This is a genomic window from Sulfurimonas sp. HSL-3221, assembly GCF_021044585.1.
GTDB lineage: Bacteria > Campylobacterota > Campylobacteria > Campylobacterales > Sulfurimonadaceae > Thiomicrolovo > Thiomicrolovo sulfuroxydans.
Genome location: NZ_CP087998.1, coordinates 2479383 through 2505481, shown reverse-complemented (window position 1 = coordinate 2505481; position 26099 = coordinate 2479383). Strand labels below are relative to the sequence as shown.

At 60.5% G+C, this 26099-nt stretch carries 25 protein-coding genes; 19 read left to right on the top strand and 6 right to left on the bottom strand.

The features are described from left to right. Positions 1-93: 93 nt before the first annotated feature. The 4 genes from rlmN to hisF are packed head-to-tail and all read right to left on the bottom strand — an operon-like array spanning position 94 to position 2743. Positions 94-1179 carry a dual-specificity RNA methyltransferase RlmN gene (gene rlmN, locus LOH54_RS12810; RefSeq protein WP_231019504.1) on the bottom strand — a complete coding sequence of 362 codons (1086 nt, stop codon included), beginning with the start codon at positions 1177-1179 and terminating at the stop codon, positions 94-96. After that, on the bottom strand, positions 1176-1715 hold the full coding sequence (locus LOH54_RS12805) for a phosphorylase family protein (protein ID WP_231019503.1): 540 nt from the start codon (positions 1713-1715) through the stop codon (positions 1176-1178). Before LOH54_RS12805 ends, rlmN begins: the two co-directional genes overlap by 4 nt. A gap of 13 nt (positions 1716-1728) precedes the next feature. Next, on the bottom strand, positions 1729-1983 hold the full coding sequence (locus LOH54_RS12800; protein ID WP_231019502.1) for a DUF2164 domain-containing protein: 255 nt from the start codon (positions 1981-1983) through the stop codon (positions 1729-1731). Between the two features lies 1 nt (position 1984). Next, the gene (gene hisF / locus LOH54_RS12795) at positions 1985-2743 is read right to left on the bottom strand and encodes an imidazole glycerol phosphate synthase subunit HisF (RefSeq protein ID WP_231019501.1); all 759 of its coding nucleotides are present in this window, start codon (positions 2741-2743) and stop codon (positions 1985-1987) included. Positions 2744-2867: 124 nt separating this feature from the next. On the opposite strand from hisF, the gene LOH54_RS12790 reads away from it, so the two are divergent. The 18 genes from LOH54_RS12790 to LOH54_RS12705 all read left to right on the top strand — a co-directional run bounded on the left by LOH54_RS12790 (position 2868) and on the right by LOH54_RS12705 (position 23744). Beyond that, the gene (locus tag LOH54_RS12790) at positions 2868-3452 is read left to right on the top strand and encodes a TetR/AcrR family transcriptional regulator (protein ID WP_345970151.1); all 585 of its coding nucleotides are present in this window, start codon (positions 2868-2870) and stop codon (positions 3450-3452) included. Further along, on the top strand, positions 3433-4326 hold the full coding sequence (locus LOH54_RS12785; RefSeq protein WP_231019499.1) for an NADH-quinone oxidoreductase subunit B family protein: 894 nt from the start codon (positions 3433-3435) through the stop codon (positions 4324-4326). The genes LOH54_RS12790 and LOH54_RS12785 overlap by 20 nt, the downstream gene beginning before the upstream one ends. Continuing rightward, positions 4316-5617 carry a nickel-dependent hydrogenase large subunit gene (locus LOH54_RS12780; protein ID WP_231019497.1) on the top strand — a complete coding sequence of 434 codons (1302 nt, stop codon included), beginning with the start codon at positions 4316-4318 and terminating at the stop codon, positions 5615-5617. The genes LOH54_RS12785 and LOH54_RS12780 overlap by 11 nt, the downstream gene beginning before the upstream one ends. Positions 5618-5987: 370 nt before the next feature. Continuing rightward, on the top strand, positions 5988-6431 hold the full coding sequence (locus LOH54_RS12775) for a DUF4395 family protein (protein WP_231019495.1): 444 nt from the start codon (positions 5988-5990) through the stop codon (positions 6429-6431). A gap of 51 nt (positions 6432-6482) precedes the next feature. Continuing rightward, positions 6483-7418: a cysteine synthase A gene (gene cysK / locus LOH54_RS12770; RefSeq protein WP_231019494.1), complete on the top strand. Its 936-nt coding sequence runs from the start codon at positions 6483-6485 to the stop codon at positions 7416-7418. Between the two features lie 56 nt (positions 7419-7474). Then, positions 7475-7705 (top strand): DUF2061 domain-containing protein, encoded by a 231-nt coding sequence (locus LOH54_RS12765; protein WP_231019493.1) that lies wholly within the window; start codon positions 7475-7477, stop codon positions 7703-7705. A gap of 8 nt (positions 7706-7713) precedes the next feature. Beyond that, positions 7714-8418: a phosphoadenylyl-sulfate reductase gene (locus LOH54_RS12760; protein ID WP_231019492.1), complete on the top strand. Its 705-nt coding sequence runs from the start codon at positions 7714-7716 to the stop codon at positions 8416-8418. A 3-nt stretch (positions 8419-8421) separates the two neighbouring features. Continuing rightward, positions 8422-9333 (top strand): sulfate adenylyltransferase subunit CysD, encoded by a 912-nt coding sequence (gene cysD, locus LOH54_RS12755; RefSeq protein ID WP_231019491.1) that lies wholly within the window; start codon positions 8422-8424, stop codon positions 9331-9333. Beyond that, complete coding sequence (cysN, locus tag LOH54_RS12750) at positions 9333-10739, top strand: sulfate adenylyltransferase subunit CysN (RefSeq protein ID WP_231019490.1); 1407 nt, start codon at positions 9333-9335, stop codon at positions 10737-10739. Before cysD ends, cysN begins: the two co-directional genes overlap by 1 nt. Positions 10740-10749: 10 nt before the next feature. Next, positions 10750-12333, top strand: coding sequence for a nitrite/sulfite reductase (locus LOH54_RS12745; protein ID WP_231019488.1), 1584 nt, complete (start codon positions 10750-10752; stop codon positions 12331-12333). Further along, positions 12302-13648: an aminotransferase class V-fold PLP-dependent enzyme gene (locus LOH54_RS12740; protein WP_231019486.1), complete on the top strand. Its 1347-nt coding sequence runs from the start codon at positions 12302-12304 to the stop codon at positions 13646-13648. The genes LOH54_RS12745 and LOH54_RS12740 overlap by 32 nt, the downstream gene beginning before the upstream one ends. Further along, positions 13617-14924, top strand: coding sequence for a uroporphyrinogen-III C-methyltransferase (gene cobA / locus LOH54_RS12735; protein WP_231019485.1), 1308 nt, complete (start codon positions 13617-13619; stop codon positions 14922-14924). Before LOH54_RS12740 ends, cobA begins: the two co-directional genes overlap by 32 nt. 205 nt (positions 14925-15129) lie before the next feature. Next, complete coding sequence (locus tag LOH54_RS12730; RefSeq protein ID WP_231019484.1) at positions 15130-16362, top strand: hydrogenase small subunit; 1233 nt, start codon at positions 15130-15132, stop codon at positions 16360-16362. Continuing rightward, positions 16362-18140 carry a nickel-dependent hydrogenase large subunit gene (locus tag LOH54_RS12725; RefSeq protein ID WP_231019483.1) on the top strand — a complete coding sequence of 593 codons (1779 nt, stop codon included), beginning with the start codon at positions 16362-16364 and terminating at the stop codon, positions 18138-18140. Before LOH54_RS12730 ends, LOH54_RS12725 begins: the two co-directional genes overlap by 1 nt. Before the next feature lie 9 nt (positions 18141-18149). Then, a complete protein-coding gene (locus tag LOH54_RS12720; protein ID WP_231019482.1) occupies positions 18150-18857 on the top strand; it encodes a cytochrome b/b6 domain-containing protein in 708 nt (235 codons plus the stop codon). Positions 18858-18977: 120 nt separating this feature from the next. Beyond that, on the top strand, positions 18978-20903 hold the full coding sequence (locus tag LOH54_RS12715) for a Kae1-like domain-containing protein (protein WP_231019481.1): 1926 nt from the start codon (positions 18978-18980) through the stop codon (positions 20901-20903). Then, a complete protein-coding gene (gene hypF, locus LOH54_RS12710; protein WP_231019479.1) occupies positions 20881-23190 on the top strand; it encodes a carbamoyltransferase HypF in 2310 nt (769 codons plus the stop codon). The genes LOH54_RS12715 and hypF overlap by 23 nt, the downstream gene beginning before the upstream one ends. After that, a complete protein-coding gene (locus LOH54_RS12705; protein ID WP_231019478.1) occupies positions 23187-23744 on the top strand; it encodes a hydrogenase maturation protease in 558 nt (185 codons plus the stop codon). The genes hypF and LOH54_RS12705 overlap by 4 nt, the downstream gene beginning before the upstream one ends. Here LOH54_RS12705 and LOH54_RS12700 read toward each other — a convergent pair. Beyond that, complete coding sequence (locus LOH54_RS12700) at positions 23741-24283, bottom strand: hydrogenase maturation protease (protein WP_231019477.1); 543 nt, start codon at positions 24281-24283, stop codon at positions 23741-23743. The genes LOH54_RS12705 and LOH54_RS12700 overlap by 4 nt on opposite strands. Then, positions 24280-24963, bottom strand: coding sequence for a hypothetical protein (locus tag LOH54_RS12695; RefSeq protein WP_231019476.1), 684 nt, complete (start codon positions 24961-24963; stop codon positions 24280-24282). The genes LOH54_RS12700 and LOH54_RS12695 overlap by 4 nt, the downstream gene beginning before the upstream one ends. Positions 24964-25294: 331 nt before the next feature. On the opposite strand from LOH54_RS12695, the gene hypB reads away from it, so the two are divergent. Further along, positions 25295-26098: a hydrogenase nickel incorporation protein HypB gene (gene hypB, locus LOH54_RS12690; RefSeq protein ID WP_231019475.1), complete on the top strand. Its 804-nt coding sequence runs from the start codon at positions 25295-25297 to the stop codon at positions 26096-26098. The last annotated feature ends 1 nt before the right edge of the window (position 26099 follow it).

The following is a 26099-nucleotide window of genomic DNA, read 5'->3' as shown; positions in this document are numbered from 1 at the left end:
ACTTTTTTTCGTTCTTGACGACCCAGACGATCCCGCCGAGGCCGACGAGGACGACACCGATCAAAAAAACGATCTGTACGATATCCAATCCTGTCATGCTTTTCCCTTCTCTTCGTTTGTTTTCTCTTTGAGCTGCCCGCAGGCCGCGCTGATGTCGATCCCTTTCGAATCACGGATGGTACAGAGCTGTCCGTGGTCGATCAGATACTGCTGGAACTTCACCATGTCTTCGCGTTCGGGGCGCTGGTAGTCGCTACCGGGGTAGGGGTTGAAGTAGATCAGGTTGACCTTTGCCTTGATGCCGTGCAGCAGTTTGATCAGTTTTTTCGCCGAGGCGATGTCGTCGTTTTTCCCTTTGATGACGAGGTATTCGAACATGACGCGTTTGCGGGTGTCGATGGGGAATCGGCGCACGGCATCCATGATGGAGGCGATGTTGTACGCCTTGTTCATGGGGATAAGCTCTGTGCGCAGCTCGTCGTCGACGGCGTGGAGGCTGATGGCGATGTGTACACCGAGGTCCATCTGCCCCAGTTTGTCGATGCGGGTGCTGATCCCGCTCGTGGAGACCGTCTGGCGCTTGCCGGAGATGGAGAGACCGTCCTCGTCCTTGAGGATGCGGATCGCCTTGGCGAGGTTGTCGAGGTTGTCCAGCGGTTCCCCCATGCCCATATAGACGATATTGACCCGGCGGTTCGCCGCATGGTCGTTGTCTTTCTTGACGGAGAGCACCTGGGCGACGATCTCGCCGGGGGTGAGGTCGCGGGTGAAGCCCCCCTTGGCCGTCAAACAGAAGCTGCAGCCGACTTTGCAGCCGACCTGGGTGGAGACGCAGACCGTGTGTTTGGCCTCCTGGGCGACGGAGCCGTCTTCGTTGTACTGCGTCTCTTTCATCTTCAGCCAGACGGTTTCGACCGTTTTGCCGTCGGGGAGTTCGAAGAGGTACTTGATGGTGCCGTCGGCCGACTCCTCCTTGCGCAGGATTTTGAGCGGGTTGAGAATATAGCGCTCGTTCAGCTCTTCGCGCAGGCTTTTGGGAATGTTGGCCATTTCGTCGAAGCTGTCGACGAAGCTGTGATAGATCCAGCCGTAGATCTGCTTGGCGCGGAAAGCGGGCTTGACGGTCTGGGCAAGCTCCTCTTTGGTAAGGTCCATGATCGTCGGTTTCGGTGTGTTCATGCCGTCAACTCCTTGATGCGTCGCTTGACATGCTCGCCCAGCAGCGCCTTGGCCCTGTCATGGTTGGCGACAAAATCGGCGTGGGCATCTGCGTTGCAGTAGTTGGTGACGCAGAAGACGCCGCCCGCAGGAATGCCGAACTCTTGCGCAACGCGCAGGACGGCAAAGAACTCCATGTTCTCGATGCCGACGCCGAAGCGCAGAAACCCTCTGGCGAGTTCGGCGTCCGTCGTAATGTAGTTGCTGGAGTTGACGATGATCTCCCTGGTCCCCTCGGTATTGGTCGAGACGACGTTGTCGATGGGGGTATAGGCCTTGTTCTGCAAAAAGGCGAGCTCGATGTTCGACGCCGTTTTCGATTCGACGATGTCGAAGATCGCTTTCTCCCCGTAACTGCCGGCCGTCCCGACAAACAGGAGGAACTCCGGTTTGTCGAAGAGGCAGAGGCGGGTAATGTTCATGGTCGTCTCGATGAGCCCGACGCCCATCGGGGTCGCGAAGTCAAAGGTCTCGTTGTTGCCGGCACAGATGATCATCGCGCTTCATTCCTTATGAATGTGAATTTTTTTCAAGGGTGTAACCGACATCGTCGGCGATCGTATCGATCCGAACCCGCATCTCATCCAGACCGTCGTTCAAACCCTTGTTATAGAAGTAAACCCCTATCTCTTCGGCAAAAAAGTCCAGCAGGAACTCTGCGTCGAAGCCGCCGATCTCCTGGTCGAGCTCTTTGGCGACATAGGTTTTGATCTTTTCGACCAAGATCGCCTTCTCTTCGGGCGAAAACGTGACGATATCGGACATCTCAGAGCCGGACCGGGATGCCGTTACCCTGGAGGTAGTGTTTGAGTTCCATGATATCGATCTCTTTGAAGTGGAAGATACTTGCCGCCAGCGCCGCGTCGGCGCCGTGCTCGAAGGCCTCTTTGATGTGCTCCATCGTGCCCGCGCCGCCGCTGGCGATGACCGGGACGTTGACGAGGGAGCTGATCTGCTCGGTGATGGGGATGTCGAAGCCTGCCTTGGTGCCGTCGGTGTCCATGGAGGTGAGCAGGATCTCCCCCGCACCCCGGTCGACGGCCTCTTTGGCCCATGCCACGGCGTCGATGCCCGTATCGATGCGCCCGCCGTTGAGGTAGACGTGGTAGCGGTCCCCCGTCTTTTTCACGTCGATGGCGACGACGATGCACTGCGACCCGAACCGTTTCGCCCCTTCATTGATGAGGTCGGGGCGTTTGACCGCCGCGGAGTTGACGCTCACCTTGTCGCAGCCGACGTTGAGCAGTTTGTAGATGTCGTCAAGTTTGCGGATCCCCCCGCCGACGGTCAGCGGGATAAAGACCTCTTTGGCGACCTGCTCGACGATATGGACGATCGTGTCGCGCTCTTCGTGCGACGCGGTAATGTCGAGAAAGGTCAGTTCGTCCGCACCCTCTTCGTTGTAGCGTTTGGCGATCTCCACCGGGTCGCCCGCATCTTTGAGTCCGACGAAGTTGACCCCTTTGACGACGCGGCCGTCCTTGACGTCGAGACAGGGGATGATACGTTTGGCGAAATAATCCATGGGTTCGCTTTCATAATAGGTATCAAATTATAAGGTAATGCATCTTAATGTGAATGGCTATTCGCTATTTGTGCTACCATTAGAGGAACGATTAATATTATTTAAAGAGGGTGACGTGGCGCGTGTGAGCAAAGAAGAACGTAAAGAGAACATCATTTCGACGGCATTGAAGCTGTTTGCGGAGAAGGGTTTTTATGTCACGACCATTCCCGATATCGCGGCGAAGGTCGGCATGAGCGTGGGGAACTTTTACAACTACTTCAGCTCGAAGGATATCCTGGCCAAGGAACTCATCCTCTACATTTCCGAATACCTCGGCAAACACATCCGCGAGATCAACGAAGGTCCGGGCAGCGCAAAGGATAAGATCAGCGCGATCGTTACCTTCTACTTCACGATGGCGACCGAACGCCCGGAGATGATCGAGTATTTCCTCCGGATCTACCTCTCCAACCGCGAGGTGTTCGGAGAGTCGTGCGAGGGGATGGTCTGCGTCTCGCCCTTTATTACGGAAATGATGATCTTCTTCGATGACGGCGTCGCCGGAGGCGAACTCCGCGACCAGGACTTTTTCAGCGCCTTCGGCCTCTTTATGGGGTACCTCGGGGGGATGGTCTTTCTCTTCGGCGAGAAGATACTGCCCGAACCACTGAGCAGCTATGAGGCCTCCATCGCGGAGAATATCTACCGTGCGCTCAAGACTGTTTAAACCGACGCTGATCTGGCTTCAGGGCGTCACCTGCAACGGCAACACCCACTCCTTCTTAAACCTTCCCTATCTGCCGCAGCTGCTGGCGCGTTTTGAGGTGCTCTACCATCCGCTGCTCCCCTGTTCCCAGAGCCTGGAGGAGATTGCGCGCTGCAGACGCGGCTGCGACGTCCTTGTCTTCGAAGGCGCCTTCGACCCGATGATGGAGCGCGCCGGTGTGACGCTGGAGCGGCTGGTGGCGTATTATGCCGAGGAAGCCGGTCACGTCATCGCGGCGGGCAGCTGCGCCAGCTTCGGCGGTATCTTCAAAGCGGCGGCGCCGGAACGCAACAGCGGCCTGGCCTACGCCGGGGAGCATCCCGACGGCCCCCTGCTCGGGAAAGCCGGCAAAGTGATCAATCTCTCCGGCTGCCCCGTGCACCCCGAATGGCTCGGATTCGCCCTGATGAACATCGCGGAGGGGCGTCCCATTTCCGTCGATGCCCTGGGAAGGCCGACGGCGCTCTACCGCCACATGGCGCATGACGGCTGCCTGCGCAACGAGTACTTCGAGTGGAAGGTGGATGCGGAGCAGTTCGGGCGGAAGGAGGGGTGCCTCTTCTATGAACACGGCTGCCGCGGGCCGCTGACCCACGCCTCGTGCAACCGGACGCTCTGGAACGGCGTCAGTTCGAAAATGCGGGTCGGCACGCCCTGTTTCGGCTGTACCGAGCCCGATTTCCCGCGCCGCAACCTTTTTGAAACGAAGACGAACATGTCCATTCCCGAAGAGGTGCCGGTCGGCGTCTCCAAGCGTGCCTACCTGACGATGACGGGCATCGCCAAAAGCTTCAAAATCAAACGGCTGGAGGAGCGGCTTACCGATGATGACTAGGGCACTGATTGAACACATCGAGGGGGAGGCGTCGCTCTATTTCGACACCCGCGGGGAGAAAATCACCTGGGCGGAGATCGCTTTTCCGCATTTCAGGGGGATGGAGCGCATGCTCGAGGGGCGGAAAGCGACCGATGCCCTGGTGATCACGCCGCGGGTCTGCGGGATCTGCGGGCACGCTCACCTGATGGCGACCGTCCGGGCGATCGAGGCGGCATATGCGCAGGCGGGCTACCCCGTCGTGCTGACGCGAAAGGCGCGGAGCATCCGGGAGCTGACGCTGGTACTCGAGATGATCCAGAACCATTTTAAATGGCTCTACCTCGTCATTCTGCCCGAACTGGAAAAACTGGGTGTCGGAGGCCTCTCTCCAGCCCCGCTCAAGGGTGCCTACGCCGCCGCGCAGGCGACGAAGATTCTGGCGCTCTTCGCCGGGCAGTGGCCCCACAGCTCCTACATGATCCCCGGCGGCGTCACCTGCGACCCGACCCATCTGGAACGCATCCAGGCGGCGGGCCTGCTGGACGAGCTGATCGGTTTTTTCGAAAAGGAGACGGCGGGCGTAGGGCTGGATGCGCTGCTCTCCTTTGCCTCCTGCCGGGAATTCAACCCGCTGCAGAGCGATCTCGGGCGTCTGGAAAAGGGGCTGATCGCGACGGAGATGCATAAAAAGGGGATGGCATACGACCGGTTCGTCGTCCTGGGAGAACACGGCTTTACGGTACGGGCGCGGCTGAAACATACCCGTCCGATGAAAGCCGATCCCTGCCTGGTATCGACGGAACCGGCAGTCTGCCGGGACGAGACGAGTCATGCCCGCAATGTCCGCTACGGGAAGCACTTTTACGAAGTCGGGCCGCTCGCCCGGTCGATCTCGGCCGATACCGCCCTGATCAAAAACATGCACCGCCGCTACAAGGACAGCGTTTACACACGGGTGATGGCCAGGGCGTACGAGACGGCCGTGCTGCTGCAGCATGCGAAAACGCTGCTGGCGGAGCTGGAGCTCTCCGAACCCTCCTATGTCCCGCCGGTACCCCTTGAACGCATCAGCGCTACGGGGGAGGGGATCGTCGAGGCCCCGCGCGGCCCGCTGATGCACCGCATGCGTCTGGAGCGGGGGATCGTCGCCGAATACAAGATCATCACGCCGACGCAGTGGAATCTCGGCAGTTCCGTGATGTCCGATCCGGCACCGGCGCAAAAAGCGATGGTCGGTGCCGCCGATATCGCCGAGGCGACGTTCATTTTCCGCAGTTTTGACGTCTGTTCGGTGTGTACGACGCATTGATCCCCGGGCGGCATCATAAAATAATTCATTCATATTTATATTATAAAAAATAAATATACTATCTCCATTTCCGCACGTTTTCTCTCCTAATACATAAGTAACAATAGTAGAATACTAAGGTATTAAATAAAGAAAAAATTATTGCCTAGAAATCCCTGAATATAGGGCTTTTAACGTTTTTTGTTCCCGGAACAGAACCCCATAAAAATAAAAGTGCTTGACACTGAATGAATATTCATTTATAGTTTTTCCATTCCAAACGGTTTCCGAGATTCTGACGTCTTTCCTGGCGTCCGTTTCACAGCGGGAAGCCGAAAAACAATAGGCAGCGGGGCGGCGAATCCCTCCCGGCTGCAGAAAGGAGATTGGAATGAAGGTCAATACAACATCCGGTTACGGCAGCGATGCCAACCAGACCCGGTTGCGGGCAGCCGTCGTCGCGCTGGCGGCGACCATGTACCTGCATACGGGCAGTGCCGTCTGGCTTCTGCTGCTGGCACTGGACTATTTCGTGCTGCTCAATGCGACGCCATGGATCAGCCCGCTGGCGCTGAGTGCCCGCGCCGCAACGTACATGATACGGTTCGGGGCGCGCAGGGGCGACGCGGCGGAAAAGCGTTTCGCCGATCAGATCAAGTTCGGCGTGACACTGGGAACGCTAGGCACGGACCTGGCGGGATACGCGAACATCGCCGGACTGTTTGCCGGCGCGTTTGCGATCTGGACGGCGGCCGAAGCGGTGGATGACAGCTGTATGGGGTGTGCCCTCTACCGCTGGTTGAAACGGCATGAGATCGAGGTCGTGGCGCTGTAGGCCCGAACAGGTGCGAAGGTACCGCATTAATCCGTATTTCAAGGAGACGGCATGCATTACGCAACCAATGTAACGGAACTGATCGGCAATACGCCGCTGGTGAAGCTGAACAACGCTTCGGACGAAACGGAAACGACGCTGCTGGGCAAGTGTGAATTCATGAACCCTTCCGGATCGGTCAAGGACCGGATCGGGAAGAACATGATCACGCGGGCACTGGAGAGCGGGCTTCTGAACAAACAGAGCGTGATCATCGAGCCGACCAGCGGCAATACGGGGATCGCGCTCGCGTCGATCGCGGCGGGGCTGGGACTAAGGCTGATTCTTACGATGCCGAGCTCCATGAGCATCGAGCGCCGGAAGCTGCTCTTGGCACTCGGGGCGGAACTCGAGCTGACCGACCCCGCCGCGGGGATGGCCGGCGCGGTGGTGCGGGCCAACGAGCTCGCTGCCACGATCGAGAACGGCGTGGTGCTGCAGCAGTTTGAGAATCCGGCCAACCCGGTCGCGCATATGGTGACGACGGCGGAAGAGATATGGCGGGATACAGCCGGGAAGATCGATATCTTCGTCGCCGCCGTCGGCACCGGTGGCACGATCACCGGTGTGGGATCGATCCTCAAGGCGTACAACCCGAACATCGAGATCATCGCGGTGGAGCCCGAGGACTCGGCGGTCCTCTCGGGCGGCAAGCCCGGACCGCACAAAATCCAGGGGATCGGGGCGGGCTTCGTGCCCAAGGTACTCGACCCCTGGGCCTACGGCGAGGTGTTGACCGTCGGGAACGACGAGGCCATGGCTTCGGCGCGGAAGCTCGCACGGGACGAGGGGCTGCTCGTCGGCATCTCTTCGGGCGCGAACGTGCTCGCCGCCCGCACGGTGGCGGCCCGGCGGGAGAACCGGGGGAAGATGATCGTGACGATGCTTTGCGATACCGGCGAGCGGTATCTGTCGACGCCGCTGTACGACATCGAAGCAGCCGAATAGCGGCGAAACAACAAGAGGGCCGGTCGCACCGGCTCCATGAAAAGCGTGGTGACATTATGCAAGAAAAAGCCTATCGGAGTGCGGTGAAAACCCTCTCCTGGCGCGCGGTCGGCACCCTGGACACGATGGTGATCTCGTTCCTGATTACGGGGAGCCTGGCGATGGCAGCCTCGATCGGTTCGATCGAGGTCTTTACGAAAATGGTCCTGTACTACCTGCACGAGCGGGCCTGGACGAGGATCGGCATCGGTCTGCACCGGCCGACCGGCGACGACTATCAGATTTAGGAGAGGTGATGAAAGAGAACACTGAAACATTGAACCGCCGTCTGGCGGGGAAAACCGCCGATGAGGTGCTGGCGTATTTCGCACAGCAGTACGGCGGACGGATCGCGCTGGCATCGAGTTTCGGCGCGGAGGACCAGGTGCTGACGCATCTGCTGCAGCCGTACCGGGAGCGCATCGGGGTTTTTACGATCGACACGGGCAGGCTGCCGTATGAGACCTATGACGTGATGGACAGAACGAACCAAAAGTACGGGATGAACATCGACGTCTATTTCCCTGACCCTTCGGACGTGGAGGCGCTTTACAAGGCGCAGGGGATCAACGGCTTTTACGACAGCGTCGAAAACCGCAGACGCTGCTGCCATGCCCGGAAGATCGCGCCGCTGAAGCGCGCGCTTCGGGGTGTGGAGGTCTGGATCACGGGGCTCCGGCGGGAACAGTCCCCGACCCGCGAATCGATGCGATTGGTCGAGCACGACGAAGCAAACGGCCTGCTGAAGCTCAACCCGCTCATCGAGTGGAGCGAGGCGGAGGTGTGGGAGCATCTCCACGCCAACGGCGTGCCCTATAACCGGCTGCACGACCACGGTTACCCGAGTATCGGCTGCGCGCCGTGTACCCGGGCCGTCGTCCCGGGCGACGATATCCGCTCGGGGCGCTGGTGGTGGGAATTGCCCGAACACAAAGAGTGCGGACTGCACCGAAAGGAGTAAACAATGCTTGACAGACAACGTCGCACCCATCTGAGGAAACTCGAGGCGGAGGCGATCCACATCATGCGCGAAGTCGCGGCTGAGTTCGACAACCCGGCCATGCTCTACAGCATCGGGAAGGACTCCTCGGTGATGCTGCACCTGGCGCTCAAGGCGTTTTACCCGGCCAAGCTGCCTTTCCCGCTGCTGCATGTGGATACGACCTGGAAGTTCAGGGAGATGATCGCGTTCCGCGACAGCCGGATCGACGCGCTGGGGCTGGAACTGCTGGTCCACGTCAACGAAGAGGGCGTCGCCCGCGGCATCGGCCCCTTCACCCACGGCAGCGCGGTCCATACGGACGTGATGAAGACCGAGGGGCTGAAGCAGGCGCTCGACAAATACGGGTTCGACGCCGTATTCGGCGGCGCGCGCCGCGACGAAGAGAAGAGCCGCGCCAAGGAGCGGATCTACTCCTTCCGCGACGCGAACCACCGCTGGGACCCGAAAAACCAGCGCCCCGAGCTATGGAACGTCTACAACGGCAGCATCCGTCGGGGCGAGAGTATCCGGGTCTTCCCGCTGTCAAACTGGACGGAGCTGGATATCTGGCAGTACATCTACCTTGAACAGATCCCGATCGTCCCGCTTTATTTTGCTCAGGAGCGCCCCATCGTGGAGCGCGACGGCGTGAAAATTATGGTCGACGACGACCGGATGCCGCTGCAGGAGGGGGAGACGCCCCGCCTGGAGAGCGTGCGCTTCCGGACGCTCGGCTGCTACCCGCTGACCGGCGCGGTCGCTTCGACGGCGACGACGCTGCCGGAGATCATTCAGGAGATGCTGCTGGCGAAGACCAGCGAACGCCAGGGACGGGTGATCGACAGCGATCAGTCCGGTTCCATGGAGAAGAAGAAAATGGAAGGATATTTCTGATGGAAGCACAAGAGAGACTGATAGCCTCGGACATCGAGCGCTACCTGCATGAACACGAAAACAAAGAACTGCTCCGGTTCATCACCTGCGGCAGCGTCGATGACGGGAAAAGCACCCTCATCGGCCGCCTGCTGCACGATACGAAGATGATCTTCGAAGACCAGCTGGCGGCGATCACGAAGGAGAGCCGCAAATCAGGAACGACGGGAGAGCGGGTCGACCTCGCCCTGCTTGTCGACGGCCTGCAGAGCGAACGCGAGCAGGGGATTACCATCGACGTCGCGTACCGTTACTTTGCCACCGACAAGCGCAAGTTCATCATCGCGGACACCCCGGGGCACGAGCAGTACACGCGGAACATGGCGACGGGCGCGTCGACCGCCGACCTGGCGATCATCCTGATCGACGCCCGTTACGGCATCCAGACGCAGACGCGGCGCCATTCATTCATTGTACGGCTGCTGGGGATCACCCGGGTGATCGTCGCGGTGAACAAGATGGACCTCGTCGATTTCTCCGAGGGGCGTTTCGAAGCGATCCGGCAGGAGTATATGGCGTTCGCGGCGGGTCTGAATATCGCGGAGGTGTCGGTGATTCCGCTTTCGGCGCTGGAGGGGGACAACGTCGTGGAACGCTCGGCGCGTCTGCCGTGGTACGAGGGCGCGACGCTGCTTGAACTGCTTGAGACGGCCGAACTGGACAGGCAGGTCGACGGGGCGCCTTTCCGTTTCCCCGTGCAGTACGTCAACCGGCCCTCCTCCGACTTCCGCGGCTTTGCCGGGACCGTGGCCTCCGGCGCGATCCGCAAGGGCGACGCGGTGAAGGTCATGCCGTCGGGGAAACGGTCGCGGGTGCGTTCGATCGTGACCTTTGACGGCGAACTGGCGGTCGCGGAGGCGGACAACGCCGTGACGCTGACCCTCGAAGACGAGATCGACATAAGCCGCGGCGACATCCTCGTCGACGGCGACGCCGAGATTACGCTTGCCGGGAAACTTATTGCGGAGCTGGTCTGGATGGACGAGACACCGCTCGAGATCGGCAGAACCTATACGCTCAAGCGCGCGGCGACAACGGTGGCTGCGAAGGTGGAGGCGATCGATTACCGCTACGACGTCAATACCCTCACGCAGCACGAGGCGGCGGAACTCGGGCTTAACGGTATCGCACGGGTTCGGCTCCTCTTGGGAGCCCCGATCGCGTGCGACCCGTACGAAGCGAACCGCTACACGGGCAGCTTCATTTTGATCGACCGCGTCAGCAACAATACGTCGGGGGCCGGCATGATCGTTGCGGCGGCGGAAGAGAATACGCTGCCGGAGACGGCGACCGTATCGTTCGAGGCGGAACTCAACGCCCTGATACGCAGACACTTCCCGCACTGGGAAGCCAAAGCGATTGCATAGGAGGTGATGCATGGCATCCGAAACGAAAGCGCAGCGCGTGGAGCGCATCAAGCGCGAAAAGGACGGCCTGGACGTCATCGGCGCGATAGCGGAGTATGCTTGCAACGGCAGCGATCCGCATCCCGACGATATCGACCGGTTCAAATGGTACGGGCTCTACACCCAGAACAGAAACCTCCAGAAAGAGGAGGATCCTACGCTCTATTTCATGCTGCGGGTCAAGCTCGAGGCGGGGGAGGTGACGACCGAACAGCTCAAAACGCTCGGTTACATCTCCAATGCATACGCGCGGCGCAGCGCCGATATCACGACGCGGCAGGACCTGCAGTTCCACTGGATCGAAGTGCGGCATCTGCCGGTGATATTCGCCCTGTTGGAACGCGTCGGACTCAGTACGAAGATGGCCGCGGGCGACTGTCCGCGCAACGTCGTCAGCTGCCCGGTGGACGGCATCGACCATGGGGCGGTCTCAGACGTGCGCCCGCTGGTCAGGGCGGTCAACGCTCTCTTCCGGGACAACCGGGATTTTTCGAATCTGCCGCGCAAGTTCAAGATCGGCATCAGCGGCTGCCGCAGCCACTGTATCTCCCACGAGATACAGGACCTGAGCTTTACGGCGGTCGACCACCCGTCGGGCCGTGTGCTTTTCGACGTCAGCGTCGGGGGCGGGCTGGCCAAGAACCGGCGCATCGCTTCGCATATCGGTTATGCGGCGGCGGAACAGGTCGTTCCTATCGCTGAGGCGGTGGCGACCCTGTACCGCGACGAGGGGAACCGCGAAAACCGTTCCAAGGCCCGCCTGGGGCACCTTGTCGATGCTTGGGGAGTCGACGCCTTCGTCGCCCGGCTGCATGCGCTGCTGGGATTCGAGCTGCTGCCGCCGCAGACCCGGGCCTACACGCCCTATGCCCTGCGGGGCCATTTCGGCGCCCATGCGAGCAGCGTCGAGGGCAGGAGCTACATCGGCTGTGCCGTGACGTCGGGGCGCATCGGCGGGGGCGGGCTGCTGCAACTGGCCAAGGCGATGCAGCGTCACCGTGCCGGCAGGGCCAAGTTCACGACGACGCAGAACGTCGTCGTGCTCGACGTCCCCGAGAGCCGGGTCAGCGCCATGACCGGGGAGCTGGAGCAGGCCGGGCTGTCGCCCAATCCGACCCCCTTCAAAGCGCGAACGCTGGCGTGTACGGGGTTGAACTTCTGCAAGTTCGCCATCAGCGAAACGAAGGAGCTGGCGCGGGAGATCGTTGACTACCTGAATGAGCGGTTCCCCGATTTCACCGAGCCCGTTACGATCAGCGTCAACGGCTGTCCGAACGCCTGTGCGCATCCGCACATCGTCGACATCGGGTTCGTGGGGGCCGTGCTTAAGCGCGGGGAGCGGCGGATCAACGGTTTCGAGCTGATCTTCGGCGGCCACCTGGAAGGTGAGCGCAGCGCGTTCGGCGAAAAGAGCGGTATCAAGGTGGCGCCCGAAGAGGCCGCCGGGATCATCGAGCGCCTGCTGCTGCAGTATCTTTGCAGCGGGTATGAAACATTTGGAGCATTTTTACGGGAGCAGGCATATGACACAACAGCTATTTCGGCCGTTGCTTAAGCGGGGGAACCGCAAAACTTTCGTCGCTGAGCAGACGATCGGCCGCCATAAGAAACACTATTTTGACTACACCGCGTCGGGGCTGGCGTTCGAACCGATCGAATCGCGGATTCGGGAGGTCCTCGAGACCTATGCCAACACCCATTCGAAAGAGGCGTCGATGGCGGCGGTGACGGAACACTACTACAACGGGGCCCGGGAGCAGCTCAAAACGCTGCTGGGGCTGGACGACGCCTTCGCCATCCTGCCCTGCGGCTGCGGCGCCACCTCGGCGATCAAGCGTCTGCAGGAGATCCTGGGGGTCTACATCCCCCCGGCGACGCGGAAACGCTGCATCGTACGGGTACGGCCCAAGAACCGGCCGCTGGTCATCGTCGGCCCCTACGAGCACCATTCGAACGAGATCAGCTACCGCGAAGGGATCTGCGACACCGTGCGCATCGGGTTCGATGCCGAAGGGGAGATCGACCTGGAGTACATGGAGATGCTGCTGCAGGCGAACCGCCACCGGGAGGTGATCGGGGCGTTCTGCATCGCTTCGAACGTGACGGGGATCATCACCCCCTATCAGCGCATCTCGCGGCTGCTGCGCCGTTACGGCGCCATGGTCTGTTTCGACGCGGCCGCGTCGTCGCCGTATATGAACGTGCCCAGTAAACTCTACGACGCCATGTTCCTCTCCCCGCACAAACTGCTCGGGGGGCCGGGGTCGTGCGGGCTGCTGGTCATTCGCAAATCGCTGATCAACGATACGGTCGCGCCGACGTTCGCCGGCGGGGGCACCGTGACGTACGTGAACCGGAGCGAACACCGTTTCATCGACGAGAAGGAGAGCCGGGAGGATGCGGGCACGCCGGGGATCCTGCAGCTTATCCGGGCCGCACTCGCCTACCAGCTGCGCAACGAACTTGGGCTGGCCTGGATCAAAAACCGCAAAAAGCAGCTCACGGACTATCTGCTTTCCGGACTGAGGGACATCCCGGGCTGTACGGTGTACGGGGATCTGGAGAAAGAGAACCTCGGGATCGTCTCGTTCAATGTCGAGAGCATCGATCCCTACGCCCTGTGCGCCGGACTCTCGGAAGCGTGGGGGATCCAGACCCGGGCGGGCTGTTCATGCGCGGGACCCTACGGGCACGATCTGCTCGGGCTGCCCGACGATGCGGAGCTGCAGACGCGGCCGGGCTGGGTGCGCATCAGCGTGCACTATTCGCAGGAGGTCGCCGATATCGACTACCTGCTTGCATCGATCCGAAATACGATTCGGAGTCTAGGAGAGAAACATGAAAACGGCATCGCTTCCGGTGTTACTTAAGCCCAAAGAGGGCGGGGTCGTCCTTGTCGGTGCGGGAAAAGTGGGGCTGCACAAAGCGGAGGTCCTTGCGGCTAACGGCATTGCAGCAACGGTGATTGCACCCTCCGTCCATACCGGCTTTGAAGGGGTTCCCCTGCACAAAGTGATACGCAAAAGCGTGGCAGCCGGCGATTTGAAGGGGGCTTCGGTGGTCATTGACGCTACCGGCGACAACGCCGTGACGGAGATGCTGCTCGGTCTGAAGGCCGCAAAGGGCTTTTTGCTCAACGTTGTCGACGTTCCGTCTTTGTGCGACTTTTACTTCGCTTCCCTGCTGCACTACGGACCGCTCAAGATCGCCGTCTCGAGCGACGGGGCGAGCCCCGCGTTGACGCAGTGTGTCCGGGACAAGATACGGCGCATCCTGCCGCCGGAGCTCGAAACACTTGCACGGGAGAAAGCCGGCGAACGTTCCGGGGGGATGATCGATGCCGCAGCGACGCGCAAAACCGCCGGTCGTCTGCTCGCCAGCGTCTCCCTGGTGGGGTGCGGTCCGGGTGATGTGGAGTTGTTGACGCTCAAGGCGTACCATATTATAAAAGAGGCCGATGTCATCCTGTACGACCACCTGATCAGCGAGGAGATCCTGGCACTGATCCCGACAAAGAGCGTCAAGATTTATGTGGGCAAGCGCAAGGGATGCCACAGCCGAACGCAGGATGAGATCAACCGTATGATCGTGCAGTATGCGGAGAAGGGGTGCAGCGTCGCCAGGCTCAAAAGCGGCGACCCCTATATCTTCGGACGCGGGGCGGAGGAGGCAGCCTACCTGGCCGAAAAAGGGTTCCGCGTCAGTGTCGTTGCCGGCATCTCATCGGCGATCGCGGGGCCGGCAGTCGCCGGCATCCCGGTGACCGCCCGGGGGTACGCGGCGAACTTTTCCGTTGTTTCGGCCCATTTGAAAGGGGCGAAGACCAACCTGTCGTGGATCGATCTGCTCCGGCAGTCCGATCATACGACAGTGGTACTGATGGGGCTGTCGCTTTCCCGGGCCATCCGTGACGCCGCGCTGGAGCGGGGTATCAGCCGGGCACTGCCGGCGGCGATCGTTTCCAATGCAACGCGTCCGAATCAGCAGACGCGGGTTACGACGCTTGGCAAGCTTGCCGACGTCGCCGAGGCGGTCGAAGGACCGGCTATTATCGTCTTCGGCGACGTCGTCAGGCTGCAGGCCATCCTGCCAGGCTACCCCGAGGGCGGCAAAAGAGCGAAGCGGGCAGCGACGAATGTCGCCTGATCCGGCAGGGCCGTATCCAGGGAAAAAAACAGTGTGTCAAAAGGGCGCTACGATGGCGCCGGGAGAAAGATAAATCCTGCGCCTGTCTGGTTCCAAAGTTATATAAGAAATTCAGCGGGAACGGTGCCTTTCCCCGACTTTAGATAAGTTTAAGTTATTAGCACATAGAATGGTGAATGATCATTCATTTATCGAGGAGGAAACGATGGCTGAACGAATAGATGGGGTGCGGAAACTCTTCACCTCGAAAAGCGCCAGGGTAGATACGAACCGGGGTGACCTATATTATCAACAACTGTTCGATACGTGTCGGGCGCGTTTGGACGCACTGCGGGAGCAGCCGGCGGTCAACCGGCTCGACTTCGAATCCCTGCTCAGCGACGAGGGGCAGGACCGCCGTGACTTTATGAAATGGGTCAGTGCGGTCACGGCGATGCTGATGCTGCCGCCGATGTTTACGCCGCTTGTCGCGGAAGCCGCCGAACTGATGAACCGCCTGCCGGTCATCTGGCTCGAGCTTCAAGACTGTGCGGGCAACTCCGAAGCGCTGCTCCGCAGCGACGGGCCGAAGATCGACGAGATCGTTCTCGACATCATTTCGCTGGAGTTCCACGAGTCGCTGATGGCACCGGCGGGACACCAGGCGGAAAAACAGCTTGAAGATGCGATGGAGCACTTTAAAGGGAACTACCTTCTCTTTGTCGAGGGCTCTATTCCTGTCGGTGTCGGCAGGGAGTGGTGTACCATCGGTGCCTCCGGCGAGAACTTCCTGGATCACCTGAACCGCGTTGCTGAAGACGCTGCCGCCGTCGTTGCCGTCGGTGCCTGTGCGACCTTCGGCGGTATTCCCGCCGCGGCGCCGAATCCGACGGGCGCCGTCGGGGTGATGGACGTCATCAAGGGCAAACCGGTGATCAACATCCCGGCCTGCCCTGCGAACCCGGCGAATATGGTCGGCGTTGTCCTGCATTATGCCCTCACCGGGCAGGTGCCGGAGCTTGACTCCCTGCTGCGTCCGAAATTCGCGTTCGGATACCGTATCCATGATAACTGCGAACGCCGTGCGCACTTCGACGCGGGCGAGTACGTCGAGGAGTGGGGCGACGAGGGTGCGAAGAACAACTTCTGTCTCTATAAAATGGGGTGTAAAGGACCGATGACCTTTAACAACTGCTCCATTATCCGCTACAACGAAGGGGTCAACTGGCCGATCGGTGTCGGCCGCGGCTGTATCGGCTGTGCCGAACCGGACTTCTGGGACAAATACGCTTATGAGCGGCCGATGGCCAATGCGAATATCAAAGCACCGACCGGCGGTGTCGAAAAGACCGTGGACCAGTTCGGTCTCGGTCTCCTGACGGCGGCGGGTATCGGTATCGGTATTCATGCGGTCGCCAGTGCAGTTGCCGGTAAGAAAGAAGAGGGAGGAGAAGGATAATGAGCAAGAGACATATTGTAGTCGACCCGATTACGCGGATCGAAGGACACCTGCGTATCGAGGCGGTGATTGATGAAAACAACACCATCGTGGATGCCTACAGCTCCTCGACAATGTTCCGGGGGATCGAAACGATCCTTCAGGGGCGCGACCCGCGGGACTGCGGGTTGCTGGCTATGCGTATCTGCGGTGTCTGTACCGGGACGCACTACCAGCGTTCCATCGAGGCCGTCGAGGATGCTTTTGACATTACGATTCCAAAAAATGCGCGGATTGTCCGCAACCTGATCCAGGGAGCGCTTTACGTGCATGACCACCTCGTGCACTTCTATCACCTGCACGCGCTGGACTTTGTCGACGTCGTCTCCGCGCTCTCGGCCGATCCGGCCAAAACAGCGGAAGAGGCGCGCAAATGGGCCGGTGTGGCCGGTGTCGCCCCCTATACGGACGGTGAAGGCGAGTTCAAAGCGATCCAGGAGCGTGTCGCAAAGTTTGTTAAACAGGGCCGCCTGGGGATCTTCGGGAACGGTTACTGGGGTAACAAGCACTACAAGCTCACGCCGGAACAGAACCTGATCGGGGTGGCGCACTACCTCCAGGCCCTGGACATCCAGCGCGACCTGGCAAAGATGCAGGCGATCTTCGGCGGGAAGAACCCGCACCCGCAATCCATCGTTGTCGGCGGGGTCACCTGTGTTCAGGATATTGAGAACCCGGCGCGCATCGCGCTGTTCAAGCAGCTGCTCAGCGACGGAACGAAGTTCGTGAAGCAGGCCTACCTGCCCGACGTTTACATGGCGGGAACCATGTACGCCGCCGAGGCGACGGATTCCAAAGCGACGTTTACGGAGCTTATCGGCGGCAAAGGCGTCGGCGGGACCGGCGGCGGTCTACTCAACTACATGAGCTACGGCGACTTCCGCCTCGACGATACCGGGTTCTACAACGCGAAAACCCTCTTCCCGAGCGGCATTGTATACGGGGGCGACCTGAGCAAGGTCGAACCGGTGGACCATGAAAAGATCGCCGAAGACGTCACGCACTCCTGGTACGAAGGGAGCGAACCGCTGCACCCGTACAATGGTCAGACGATCCCGAAATATACGGGGCTTGACAAACGCGATGACGGCATCGCCTACCTGAAGACGGGGGAGAAGTACAGCTGGATCAAAACACCGATCTACAACGACACCCGTGTCGAGGTCGGGCCGCTGGCGCGGATGATCGTCGGGGTGGCGAGCAAGGACGAGCGGATCACGAAATACGTGACGAACTTCCTCAAGCGCGGCAACCTGCCGGTGTCGGTGCTGTTCAGTACCGTCGGCCGTACGGCGGGCCGGGCCATCGAGACCGAACTGATGGCGGACGCGATGATGGAGTGGGTCGACGAACTCGCCGCCAACGCGGCGGCCGGCGACCTGCGCACCTGGACGGAGTTCGACTTCGACAAGGTGAGCGTCAAGACCAAGGGGATGGGCCTGGCCGAAGCGCCGCGCGGCTCCCTGGGACACTGGGTCCGCGTCGAGGACGGGAAGGTGGCCAACTACCAGGCCGTCGTTCCTTCTACCTGGAACGCGGGACCGCGGGACTATAAAGGACGGATGGGCGCTTATGAGGCGAGCCTGATTGGTACGAAAGTGGCCGATCCGGAACAGCCGCTGGAGATCATCCGGACCATTCACAGTTTTGACCCCTGTATCGCCTGTGCCGTGCACGTTGTCGATACCAAGGGCAAATCGCTGGGTGTTTACAAACTCGACAGCCAGTGCAGTATCTAAGGAGATCCCATGAAATCCGAACGTAAACAGGTTAAGCGGATGACGGGCGCGATGCGCATCATCCACTGGGCCAACGCGATTTCGATGGTGGCTGCCGTGATCACCGGGCTCTATATAGGGCACCCGTACTACCAGACGCTCATCGCTGACGGTGCGGTGGACAAATATGTGATGGCGTGGAACCGGTGGGGACACTTTATTGTGGCGATCATCTTTGACGTCACCTCCATCGTTGTCGCCTATCTCTATTTTTTCAGCCGTTTCGAGAAGCCGTACAAGAAGCTTATTCCCACCGGCAAAAACGTCGCCGAGTTTGGCGAGGTGCTTTTGAACCTCGTCACGCTCAACCGGCGCAAGAAGTTCGATTCGACGCACAGCGACAGTTTCAACACGGTCTATTTTACGATTTTCCATCTGCTCCTGATCTGGATGCTCTTTACCGGGCTGCAGCTCTATGTCCACGGACTTGAGTCCGGCCAGAGTTCGATCGGGGCGTGGTGGCCGGCGCTGCTGCACCTTGCCACCGACTGGACCATCCCGGTGACGGGCGGTACGCTGATGGATGTGCGCATTTCGCACCATGAATCGATGTGGCTCATCCTTACCTGGGTCGCTTTCCATATCTACTACCAGATATGGCGGACGATCTTCTGGAAAGAGGGGGATATCGCCATTGTCTTCGGCGGCAGCAAGTTCGCCAAAGAGCAGGAATCCTAAGCAGCAGGATTTCTCCCCGCGTTCCGGGGTACCCGGGACGTTTTCAACCTCCCAAACTATGCTAAGATAACAAGGTTTCAGCCCCCGGTGAGGGGATGATGACCGTTCAAAGGACCCCCTATGGCCTTCGTGATGGAACTGCAGAGCAGCTCGTCCCAATTTTACCTGCGTAACTGTATCGCCGGCATTGCCCGTGAATTCGGCGTACCGGCAAAGATTGTCCAGTCAAAAGGGACGCTCTCCTGTGCATTTGTCTCGGACCATCCGGAACTGGAGGCGTGTGTCGGCGCCATCGCCGAGCGGCTTCCCGCCTCCTGGCATCTCAGCGGCAGCCGCCACTACGAGGCGGCGGGAGAACCGGATGTGCTGCCGGAACTTGTCGATGCGCCTCCGCTGGGACTCGGCCTCTGCCCCGCATGCCAGAAGGAACTTTTCGATCCTTCGTCGCGCCGCTACTACTACCCCTTCACCCACTGCGCACAGTGCGGGGGGCAGTACGCTTTTTTCGAAGCGTACCCCTTTGAGCGCGCCAACAGCGCTCTCTCCTACCTGCGCCCCTGTGCGGCATGCGAGTCGGAGCAGGAGACGTACGGCCGCCGGGAGAAGGACCACCTCAACAGCTGTCACGCCTGCGGTGTGCCCGTGCGCCTGGAGAGCGGGGGGAGTGAGCGCTATGCCAACGATGCCGGAAGCTTCAGAACGATGTTCGAGGTGGCGGCCAAGGCCGTCGCCGATGCCAAGTCGCTGCTGGTCAAAACGACGATGGGCTACCGCCGCTTTCAACTGAGCCCCGAGGGACTCCGCAACGCCGTGATCCTGATGATCGATGCGGAGAAGATCACCGACTACCTCTCCCTGATCGGCGAAGAGTTCCATGCGCTGCTGGGCATCGAACGCCCCGTGCTGCATGTGTCGGTCAAAGCCCCGGAGCTTCAGGCGGTTGCCGGCCGCACGGCGGATGTAAAATACCCCGACGACGGCTTTACGATCCTGCTGGCAACGGAGCTGCAGCGCCTGGGAGTGGATTACGTCTACTACGAGGAGGCGGACGCCCGGAGCGATGCGGACCTGCGGATGGAGTATGACCTGGAGCTCTCCTCCCAAAGCGACCAGCACCTCTTTATCAACAAGGATGTCCGTTTCGTCGCCGCCGGCGAACGGGTGAGTTTCCCGTCACGCATGATGCCGGCGTCGCAGACCCTCGGCATGGCGCACGGCCTGGTCGGGGTGCCCGAAGGGGGGAGCGTCGTGTTCGACCGGCCGGAGCATTTCGGCAGCGTGACGGTCGAGAATGCCGTCGTGCTTGAGGGAGAGTCGGAGGAGCAGTGGCATACGCATCAGCGCCCCGCGGCCCAGGATGAGGCGTCCTTTATGTCGGTCGTCGCGGAGCATGGCCTCTTCGGGCAGAAGTGCGTCGGCGCCCATTTTGACGACGAACCCTCCTTCCTTTATTATGATGGGCGAAAGGTGATCCGGCTGGTCCCGCCCATCGCCTTCGCACCCGCAGGGCTGCTCGAGAAGATCGCATCCCTGCGCGAAGGTTCCGACAGATTGGTACAGAACTTTCAAAAGGCGCTGCCCGCTGCCTATGCGCGGGTCGAAGCGCTGCAGGGGCGCAGCACGACGACCCTCTTCGAAGCGGCCGCCGCCGTGTTGGAACTGGAGGAGGAGAATTTCTCCGGGGTCAGCAAAGCGGCACTGGGCTTTTACGGGAAGGGCGGGGTGCAGGTCGATACGCACGTCAAGGACAACCGTTTCGACCACGCGGCCTTCCTCGCCAGCCTGGTGAGCTACCGCCTGGCAGGGGTGGAGACGGAGATGATCGCCTACTCCATCTTTGAATCTTTCGGCGACTATTTCAACGACCTGATGCAGCAGATCAAAGACAAAACGAAAGCGGAGCACTTCATTCTCTGCGGCGCGCATTTCGCCCAGCAGTCGCTTTTCAGCCGCATGCAGCGCAATCTGAAAGCCACGCCCCCGCTGATGAACGTCAACTACCCCATTGGCAGGGAGAATGCCGTTGTCGGCTGCGTCTACCTCTAAACGCTTTCGGTTCCGAATCCGCGGCATCGTCCAGGGTGTCGGTTTCCGCCCCTTCGTTTACCAGCTTGCCGTCCGAGAAGGGGTGGGTGGCCATGTGCTCAACGACGGGGACGGCGTGGTGATCGAGGTGGAAGGTCCCCCGGCGTCCCTGGAGGCGTTCGAGAGGGCTTTGACGGCCTCCCCGCCGCCGCTGGCCCGGATCGATGAGGTGCACCGCGACCTCCTGGCTCCCCTCGGTGAAACGGCCTTTGCCATTCGGGGATCCGAGAGCAGCGCGGCAAAAACGATGGTCTCGCCGGACATGGCCGTGTGCGACGCCTGCGCCGCCGAGCTCTTTGACCCCGCCAACCGCCGCTACCGCTACCCGCTGATCAACTGCACCGACTGCGGTCCGCGTTACAGCATTATCCGCGCACTTCCCTATGACCGGCCGCAGACTTCGATGGCCCCCTTTGCCATGTGCCCGCAGTGCGCGCACGAGTATAACGATCCGGCTAACAGGCGTTATCACGCCCAGCCGATCAGCTGTTATGAGTGCGGCCCGCACCTTTCCCTGACCGACGCCTCGGGTGCGGCGATCGGGACGGAGCACGACAGCATCGACAGGGCTGCGGCGCTGCTTGCCGAAGGCCGGATCGTCGCGGTCAAAGGGCTGGGGGGCTTTCATCTGATGTGCGATGCGACGAACGGCACTGCCGTGGCACGCCTGCGCGAGCGCAAAAGGCGCCCGAGCAAACCGCTGGCCGTGATGTTCCCCTCCCTGGAGATGATCCGGGAGGCCGCGGAGCTGAGCGACGCAGAGGAGCGGCTCATTCTCTCCAACACGCGCCCGATTGTCGTCGTGCGGAAAAAGGCGGGCCTCGCTTTCGGGGAACCCGTCGCCCCGGGCATCGACCGCATCGGCGTCTTTCTGCCCTACACCCCGCTGCACCTGCTCCTGATGGACCGCCTGCAGCGTCCCGTCGTCGCCACGAGCGCCAATATCAGCGAGGAGCCTATTCTCACCGATGCGGTGCAGCTGCGCGACAAACTGGGCAGTGTCGTCGACGCGGTCCTTGACGTTGACCGTGAGATCGTCAACGCCTGCGACGACAGTGTCGTGACGGTGGCCGGTTCCCGCACGCTGATGCTGCGGATGGCGCGGGGGTACGCCCCCCGGAGTTTGCCGCTTCCTTTTGAAGCGCCGGGCAGGATCCTCGCCGTCGGGGCGAACCAGAAGAGTACGATCGCGCTGGGATTCGACAAAAACATCGTGCTGTCACCGCACATCGGCGACCTCGTTTCCGTCGACGCCTTCGAGTATTTCGAGCGTACCCTCGAAACCTTCAAACGTTTTTACGCTTTCGAACCCGACATCGTCGTCTGCGACCTGCATCCGGGGTATGAAACGACCAAGTGGGCGAAAGCGTTCCACGCGGCGCATCCCGGCACGGCGCTCGTGCGGGTGCAGCACCACTATGCCCACGCGCTGGCCTGCATGGCCGAATACGGGCTGGAGGAGCCGGTGCTGGCGTTCTGTTTCGACGGCACCGGCTACGGGGGCGACAAGGTGAACGGCGAAGCCGGAGAAGGTACCCTGGGGTACGGGACGCTCTGGGGCGGCGAGGTGCTCCTGGCCGATCCGCGGCGTTTTGAACGGGCGTACCATTTCCGCCCCTTCCGGCTGCTCGGCGGGGAACAGGCGGTGCGGGAGCCGCGGCGGGTCGCGTTATCGCTGTTATTCGAGTGTTATAGTCTCGATGACGTCCTTGCGATGGCGCATCCGACCGTCGGGAGTTTCACGCCCGCGGAGATCAGAACGCTTCATACCATGTGGCAGCGCGGCCTGAATGCGCCTGAGAGCAGCTCCGTCGGCCGCCTTTTCGACGCCGTGGCGTCGCTGACGGGGTGTGCGCAGACCCTCGGCTACGAGGGTGAAAGCGGGATGCGGCTGGAGGCAGAGGCGGGGACAGCGCTGCCCGGGGAGTTCGCTTTTGCCGTGGAAGAGGGGGTGATCGACTGGGAGCCGCTGCTGCGGCAGACCCTTGAAGCCCCCTCCCGGGCGGCGGCGGGGCTGCACGCAGCGCTCACCGGAGTGATCACGGAGATCGCGCAGCGCCATCCCGGCACGCCGGTGGTGCTCAGCGGGGGCGTTTTTCAAAACCGGACACTGACGGCCATGGCCTGTGCGGCCCTGGAGAAGCTAGGGATCCGCTATTATGTCCAGTGCGATACGCCCGTCAATGACGGCGGCGTCGCCCTGGGACAGCTTTACCATGCACTGTACCGACAAGGAGGGAAGGGATGAACCGCATCGCACTGATCGGATCGGGAAACGCGTTTTTCAAGGATGAGGGAATCGGGCTCTACGCGGCCAAATACCTTAAAGAGAACTACACCTTCGAACCGGGCGTCGATATCGTCGACGGCGGGACGCTCGGGTTCGGGCTGATGCCGCTGCTTCAGGAGTATGACGAGGTGTTGATCGTTAATACGGCTTCGGACGAGGATGTGCCCGCCGGCACGGTGACCGTGCGCGACTGCGATACCTTTTTGGAGGGGTCGCTCATCAAAAAAACGGCCAACGAGGTGGAGATAGCGGAGATGCTGCAGATCTGTTCGCTGACGGGCAATATGGCCGAAACCTCCGTCGTCAGCATCGTGCCCGAGGACATCATCTCCGTCGAGGTCGGGCTCTCGGCGCCGCTGCGCGCGGCCTGGGAGCGCTACATCGACACGATAACGGCGCGTTTGGCCCATGCCGGCGTCGTCTGCACAAAACGCACGGACGGCGGTATGAAGCTGGAGACGATTCTCGAGAACTTCGCCGCCCCCAGCGTCGCCCTGGGGCGGGGCTTTTAGGAGACGCCGGAGGCCTGGAAGGCTTCGATAACCTCCGCGAGAGAGCTGCCCGGGTCACGCCGGTGGGCCGCGATCCCCGCGTTTTGCAAAATCTTCAATGCGTTCCCGACATAGCCTTCAAACGCGGCGGTCAGGGAGGGGGAGAGCCCGATGCGCACTTCCACGCGTTCGGGCACGATTCCCAGCACGCTCGATTCGGGCTGCGGCCTGCCCATCAGCTCCAGCATGTCAAGGCACTGGATCACCCCCACTTCGTGCGCACCCCCGTTCCCCAGACCGTAACCGGTGAGTTCGGATGCGGGGATATGGTAGATACTCCCCGCGTCGTCGTCGATGTCGATCGCGTCGAGGATCAGCACGCGTTCGTGCTCGATAAAGACGTCGAGGAGGTTGATCCCCTCGACTCCGCCGTTGATGATGCGTACCGGGGGCTCAAAGCGGTAGTTGGCATCGAGGTAGGCCGCGGCGTAGACGGCGATGCCGTCGTCATTTTCGAGAATGTTGCCGACCCCCAGGACGGCCGTTGTCGCTTGAATCATTCGAGTTCCTTAAAATAGTAGTCAATCAGCAGCCGCTCCCGTTCGGAGACGGGGTGGTTGAATTTGAACTCCATCTCCTTGAGATAGAGGGGAAAACTTTCGTCGCATACGCCCCGGTAGCGGAGGATGTTTTCTTCAAAGTATTCCCAGAAGCGGACGATGTTGTTATGCCGCGAGGAGATCTTGATCAGGCGGCTCTGGCGCCGGAAACGGGCGAACTCCTCCGCGTAGACGGATTCGAGGTCATCTTCGATGAACTGGTTGCGGAACTGCTGCAGCGAGGGCATGACGATGGTGTAAAGATGGCCCTCGTAATCGAAGGTGAGGAAGTTGTGGGCATCGAAAACGGCGTTTTTGCGCCGCTTTTTGGCCCGCTCCAGGTAGAAATACTCCTCGTATTCGCAGGAGAGGTGCCGTCTCGTCTCGTATTCATCCTCGCAGATGCGGGCGCACAACTGCCTGAACTGTCCGAAATAGCGGTGGACCGAGACGTAGGAGAGTCCCAGCGCTTCGGCGGAGACGCTGGCGTTTTCGTCCCGGGAGAAGCTCGCGATGAGCGTTCGTATCTTCGCGACGCGCGCGGGACTGACTTTTCGGCGGCAGCGTCCGCACTTGTACCGGCCGTCTCCCAGACGGTAAATGCTTCCTTGACAATAGGGACAGTGTTGAAGCGTTGACATCCTTCGCCTTTCCCGGTTCCAAAGTTATATAAGAGTGACGTTTTTTTAGTTTAATTTTACATAACAAGACTATAATTAATATAAAACTGAATACTTATTCATTTGCAGAAAGAAATACGCAATGAAATCGGTAGGATGCCAGCGCTCCCAGGAGCGCTGCCGCTGCGGAAACCCGTCGGAATAGGGACGAGTGGCGCGGGCGGAAATCCTCAGTCTTTTTTGGCAATTCCGTCGGTATCATCCCTGATGATCATCGGCGTTTGTTTCTTTATGAGAGAATAGCAATATTACTGAAAGGCCCCGGGTTTTGACGGGTTGAGAAGGAGAAATTATGTGTAAAGATTGCGGCTGCAGTGTGACGGAACATTCACACGGACACCATCATCATGATCACGAGCACGATCATGACCATGATCACCACGGGCACTCGCATGCCCATCAGGCGGCGCACGAGACGCTGCACCATAATCCGCAGCTCAATGACAAGAAGACGATCGATGTCATTACAAAGATCCTGGACAAGAACGATCACGAAGCGGGCCACAACCGTGCCCATTTCGACGGCCACGGGGTGCTCTCAATCAACCTGATGAGCAGTCCGGGCAGCGGGAAGACGACCCTGCTAGAGCAGATGGCGGAGCGTGCCCCCTTTCGGTTCGGCGTGATCGAGGGTGACCTGGAGACGAGCCGGGATGCCGAGCGCATCAAGGCCAAGGGGGTGCCTGCCTACCAGATCCAGACCGGCAGCGCCTGCCACCTCGATGCGTTCATGGTGCACGAGGGGCTGCACGACATGCCGCTTGATGACCTGGATGTCTGTTTCATCGAGAACGTCGGCAACCTCGTCTGTCCGGCCAGTTATGACGTTGGTTCCCACCTGAACATCGTGCTCGTTTCCGTGCCCGAAGGGAGCGACAAGATCGAAAAGTATCCCGTCATGTTCCGGCAGGCGGACCTGGTGCTGATCACGAAAACCGACCTGCTTCCCTATTTCGATTACGATATCGAGCATGAAAAGGCGGAGGCGCGCAAGATCAAACCGGGCGTCGATATCCTGGAGGTCAGCATCAAAGACGAAGCCTCCGTGCAGCGCGTTATCGAGTGGATCGAATTCAAACGCAGGATGAGGAGCTAAG

Coding starts and splice junctions, on each gene's coding strand:
- LOH54_RS12695 (WP_231019476.1), bottom strand. CDS start 24,963: ATGTCAACGCTTCAACACTGTCCCTATTGTCAAGGAAGCATTTACCGT.
- LOH54_RS12780 (WP_231019497.1), top strand. CDS start 4,316: ATGATGACTAGGGCACTGATTGAACACATCGAGGGGGAGGCGTCGCTC.
- LOH54_RS12705 (WP_231019478.1), top strand. CDS start 23,187: ATGAACCGCATCGCACTGATCGGATCGGGAAACGCGTTTTTCAAGGAT.
- cobA (WP_231019485.1), top strand. CDS start 13,617: ATGAAAACGGCATCGCTTCCGGTGTTACTTAAGCCCAAAGAGGGCGGG.
- cysK (WP_231019494.1), top strand. CDS start 6,483: ATGCATTACGCAACCAATGTAACGGAACTGATCGGCAATACGCCGCTG.
- cysN (WP_231019490.1), top strand. CDS start 9,333: ATGGAAGCACAAGAGAGACTGATAGCCTCGGACATCGAGCGCTACCTG.
- hypB (WP_231019475.1), top strand. CDS start 25,295: ATGTGTAAAGATTGCGGCTGCAGTGTGACGGAACATTCACACGGACAC.
- LOH54_RS12775 (WP_231019495.1), top strand. CDS start 5,988: ATGAAGGTCAATACAACATCCGGTTACGGCAGCGATGCCAACCAGACC.
- hisF (WP_231019501.1), bottom strand. CDS start 2,743: ATGGATTATTTCGCCAAACGTATCATCCCCTGTCTCGACGTCAAGGAC.
- LOH54_RS12805 (WP_231019503.1), bottom strand. CDS start 1,715: ATGATCATCTGTGCCGGCAACAACGAGACCTTTGACTTCGCGACCCCG.
- LOH54_RS12725 (WP_231019483.1), top strand. CDS start 16,362: ATGAGCAAGAGACATATTGTAGTCGACCCGATTACGCGGATCGAAGGA.
- LOH54_RS12765 (WP_231019493.1), top strand. CDS start 7,475: ATGCAAGAAAAAGCCTATCGGAGTGCGGTGAAAACCCTCTCCTGGCGC.
- LOH54_RS12715 (WP_231019481.1), top strand. CDS start 18,978: ATGGCCTTCGTGATGGAACTGCAGAGCAGCTCGTCCCAATTTTACCTG.
- LOH54_RS12800 (WP_231019502.1), bottom strand. CDS start 1,983: ATGTCCGATATCGTCACGTTTTCGCCCGAAGAGAAGGCGATCTTGGTC.
- cysD (WP_231019491.1), top strand. CDS start 8,422: ATGCTTGACAGACAACGTCGCACCCATCTGAGGAAACTCGAGGCGGAG.
- rlmN (WP_231019504.1), bottom strand. CDS start 1,179: ATGAACACACCGAAACCGACGATCATGGACCTTACCAAAGAGGAGCTT.
- LOH54_RS12745 (WP_231019488.1), top strand. CDS start 10,750: ATGGCATCCGAAACGAAAGCGCAGCGCGTGGAGCGCATCAAGCGCGAA.
- LOH54_RS12720 (WP_231019482.1), top strand. CDS start 18,150: ATGAAATCCGAACGTAAACAGGTTAAGCGGATGACGGGCGCGATGCGC.
- LOH54_RS12700 (WP_231019477.1), bottom strand. CDS start 24,283: ATGATTCAAGCGACAACGGCCGTCCTGGGGGTCGGCAACATTCTCGAA.
- LOH54_RS12740 (WP_231019486.1), top strand. CDS start 12,302: ATGACACAACAGCTATTTCGGCCGTTGCTTAAGCGGGGGAACCGCAAA.
- LOH54_RS12760 (WP_231019492.1), top strand. CDS start 7,714: ATGAAAGAGAACACTGAAACATTGAACCGCCGTCTGGCGGGGAAAACC.
- LOH54_RS12730 (WP_231019484.1), top strand. CDS start 15,130: ATGGCTGAACGAATAGATGGGGTGCGGAAACTCTTCACCTCGAAAAGC.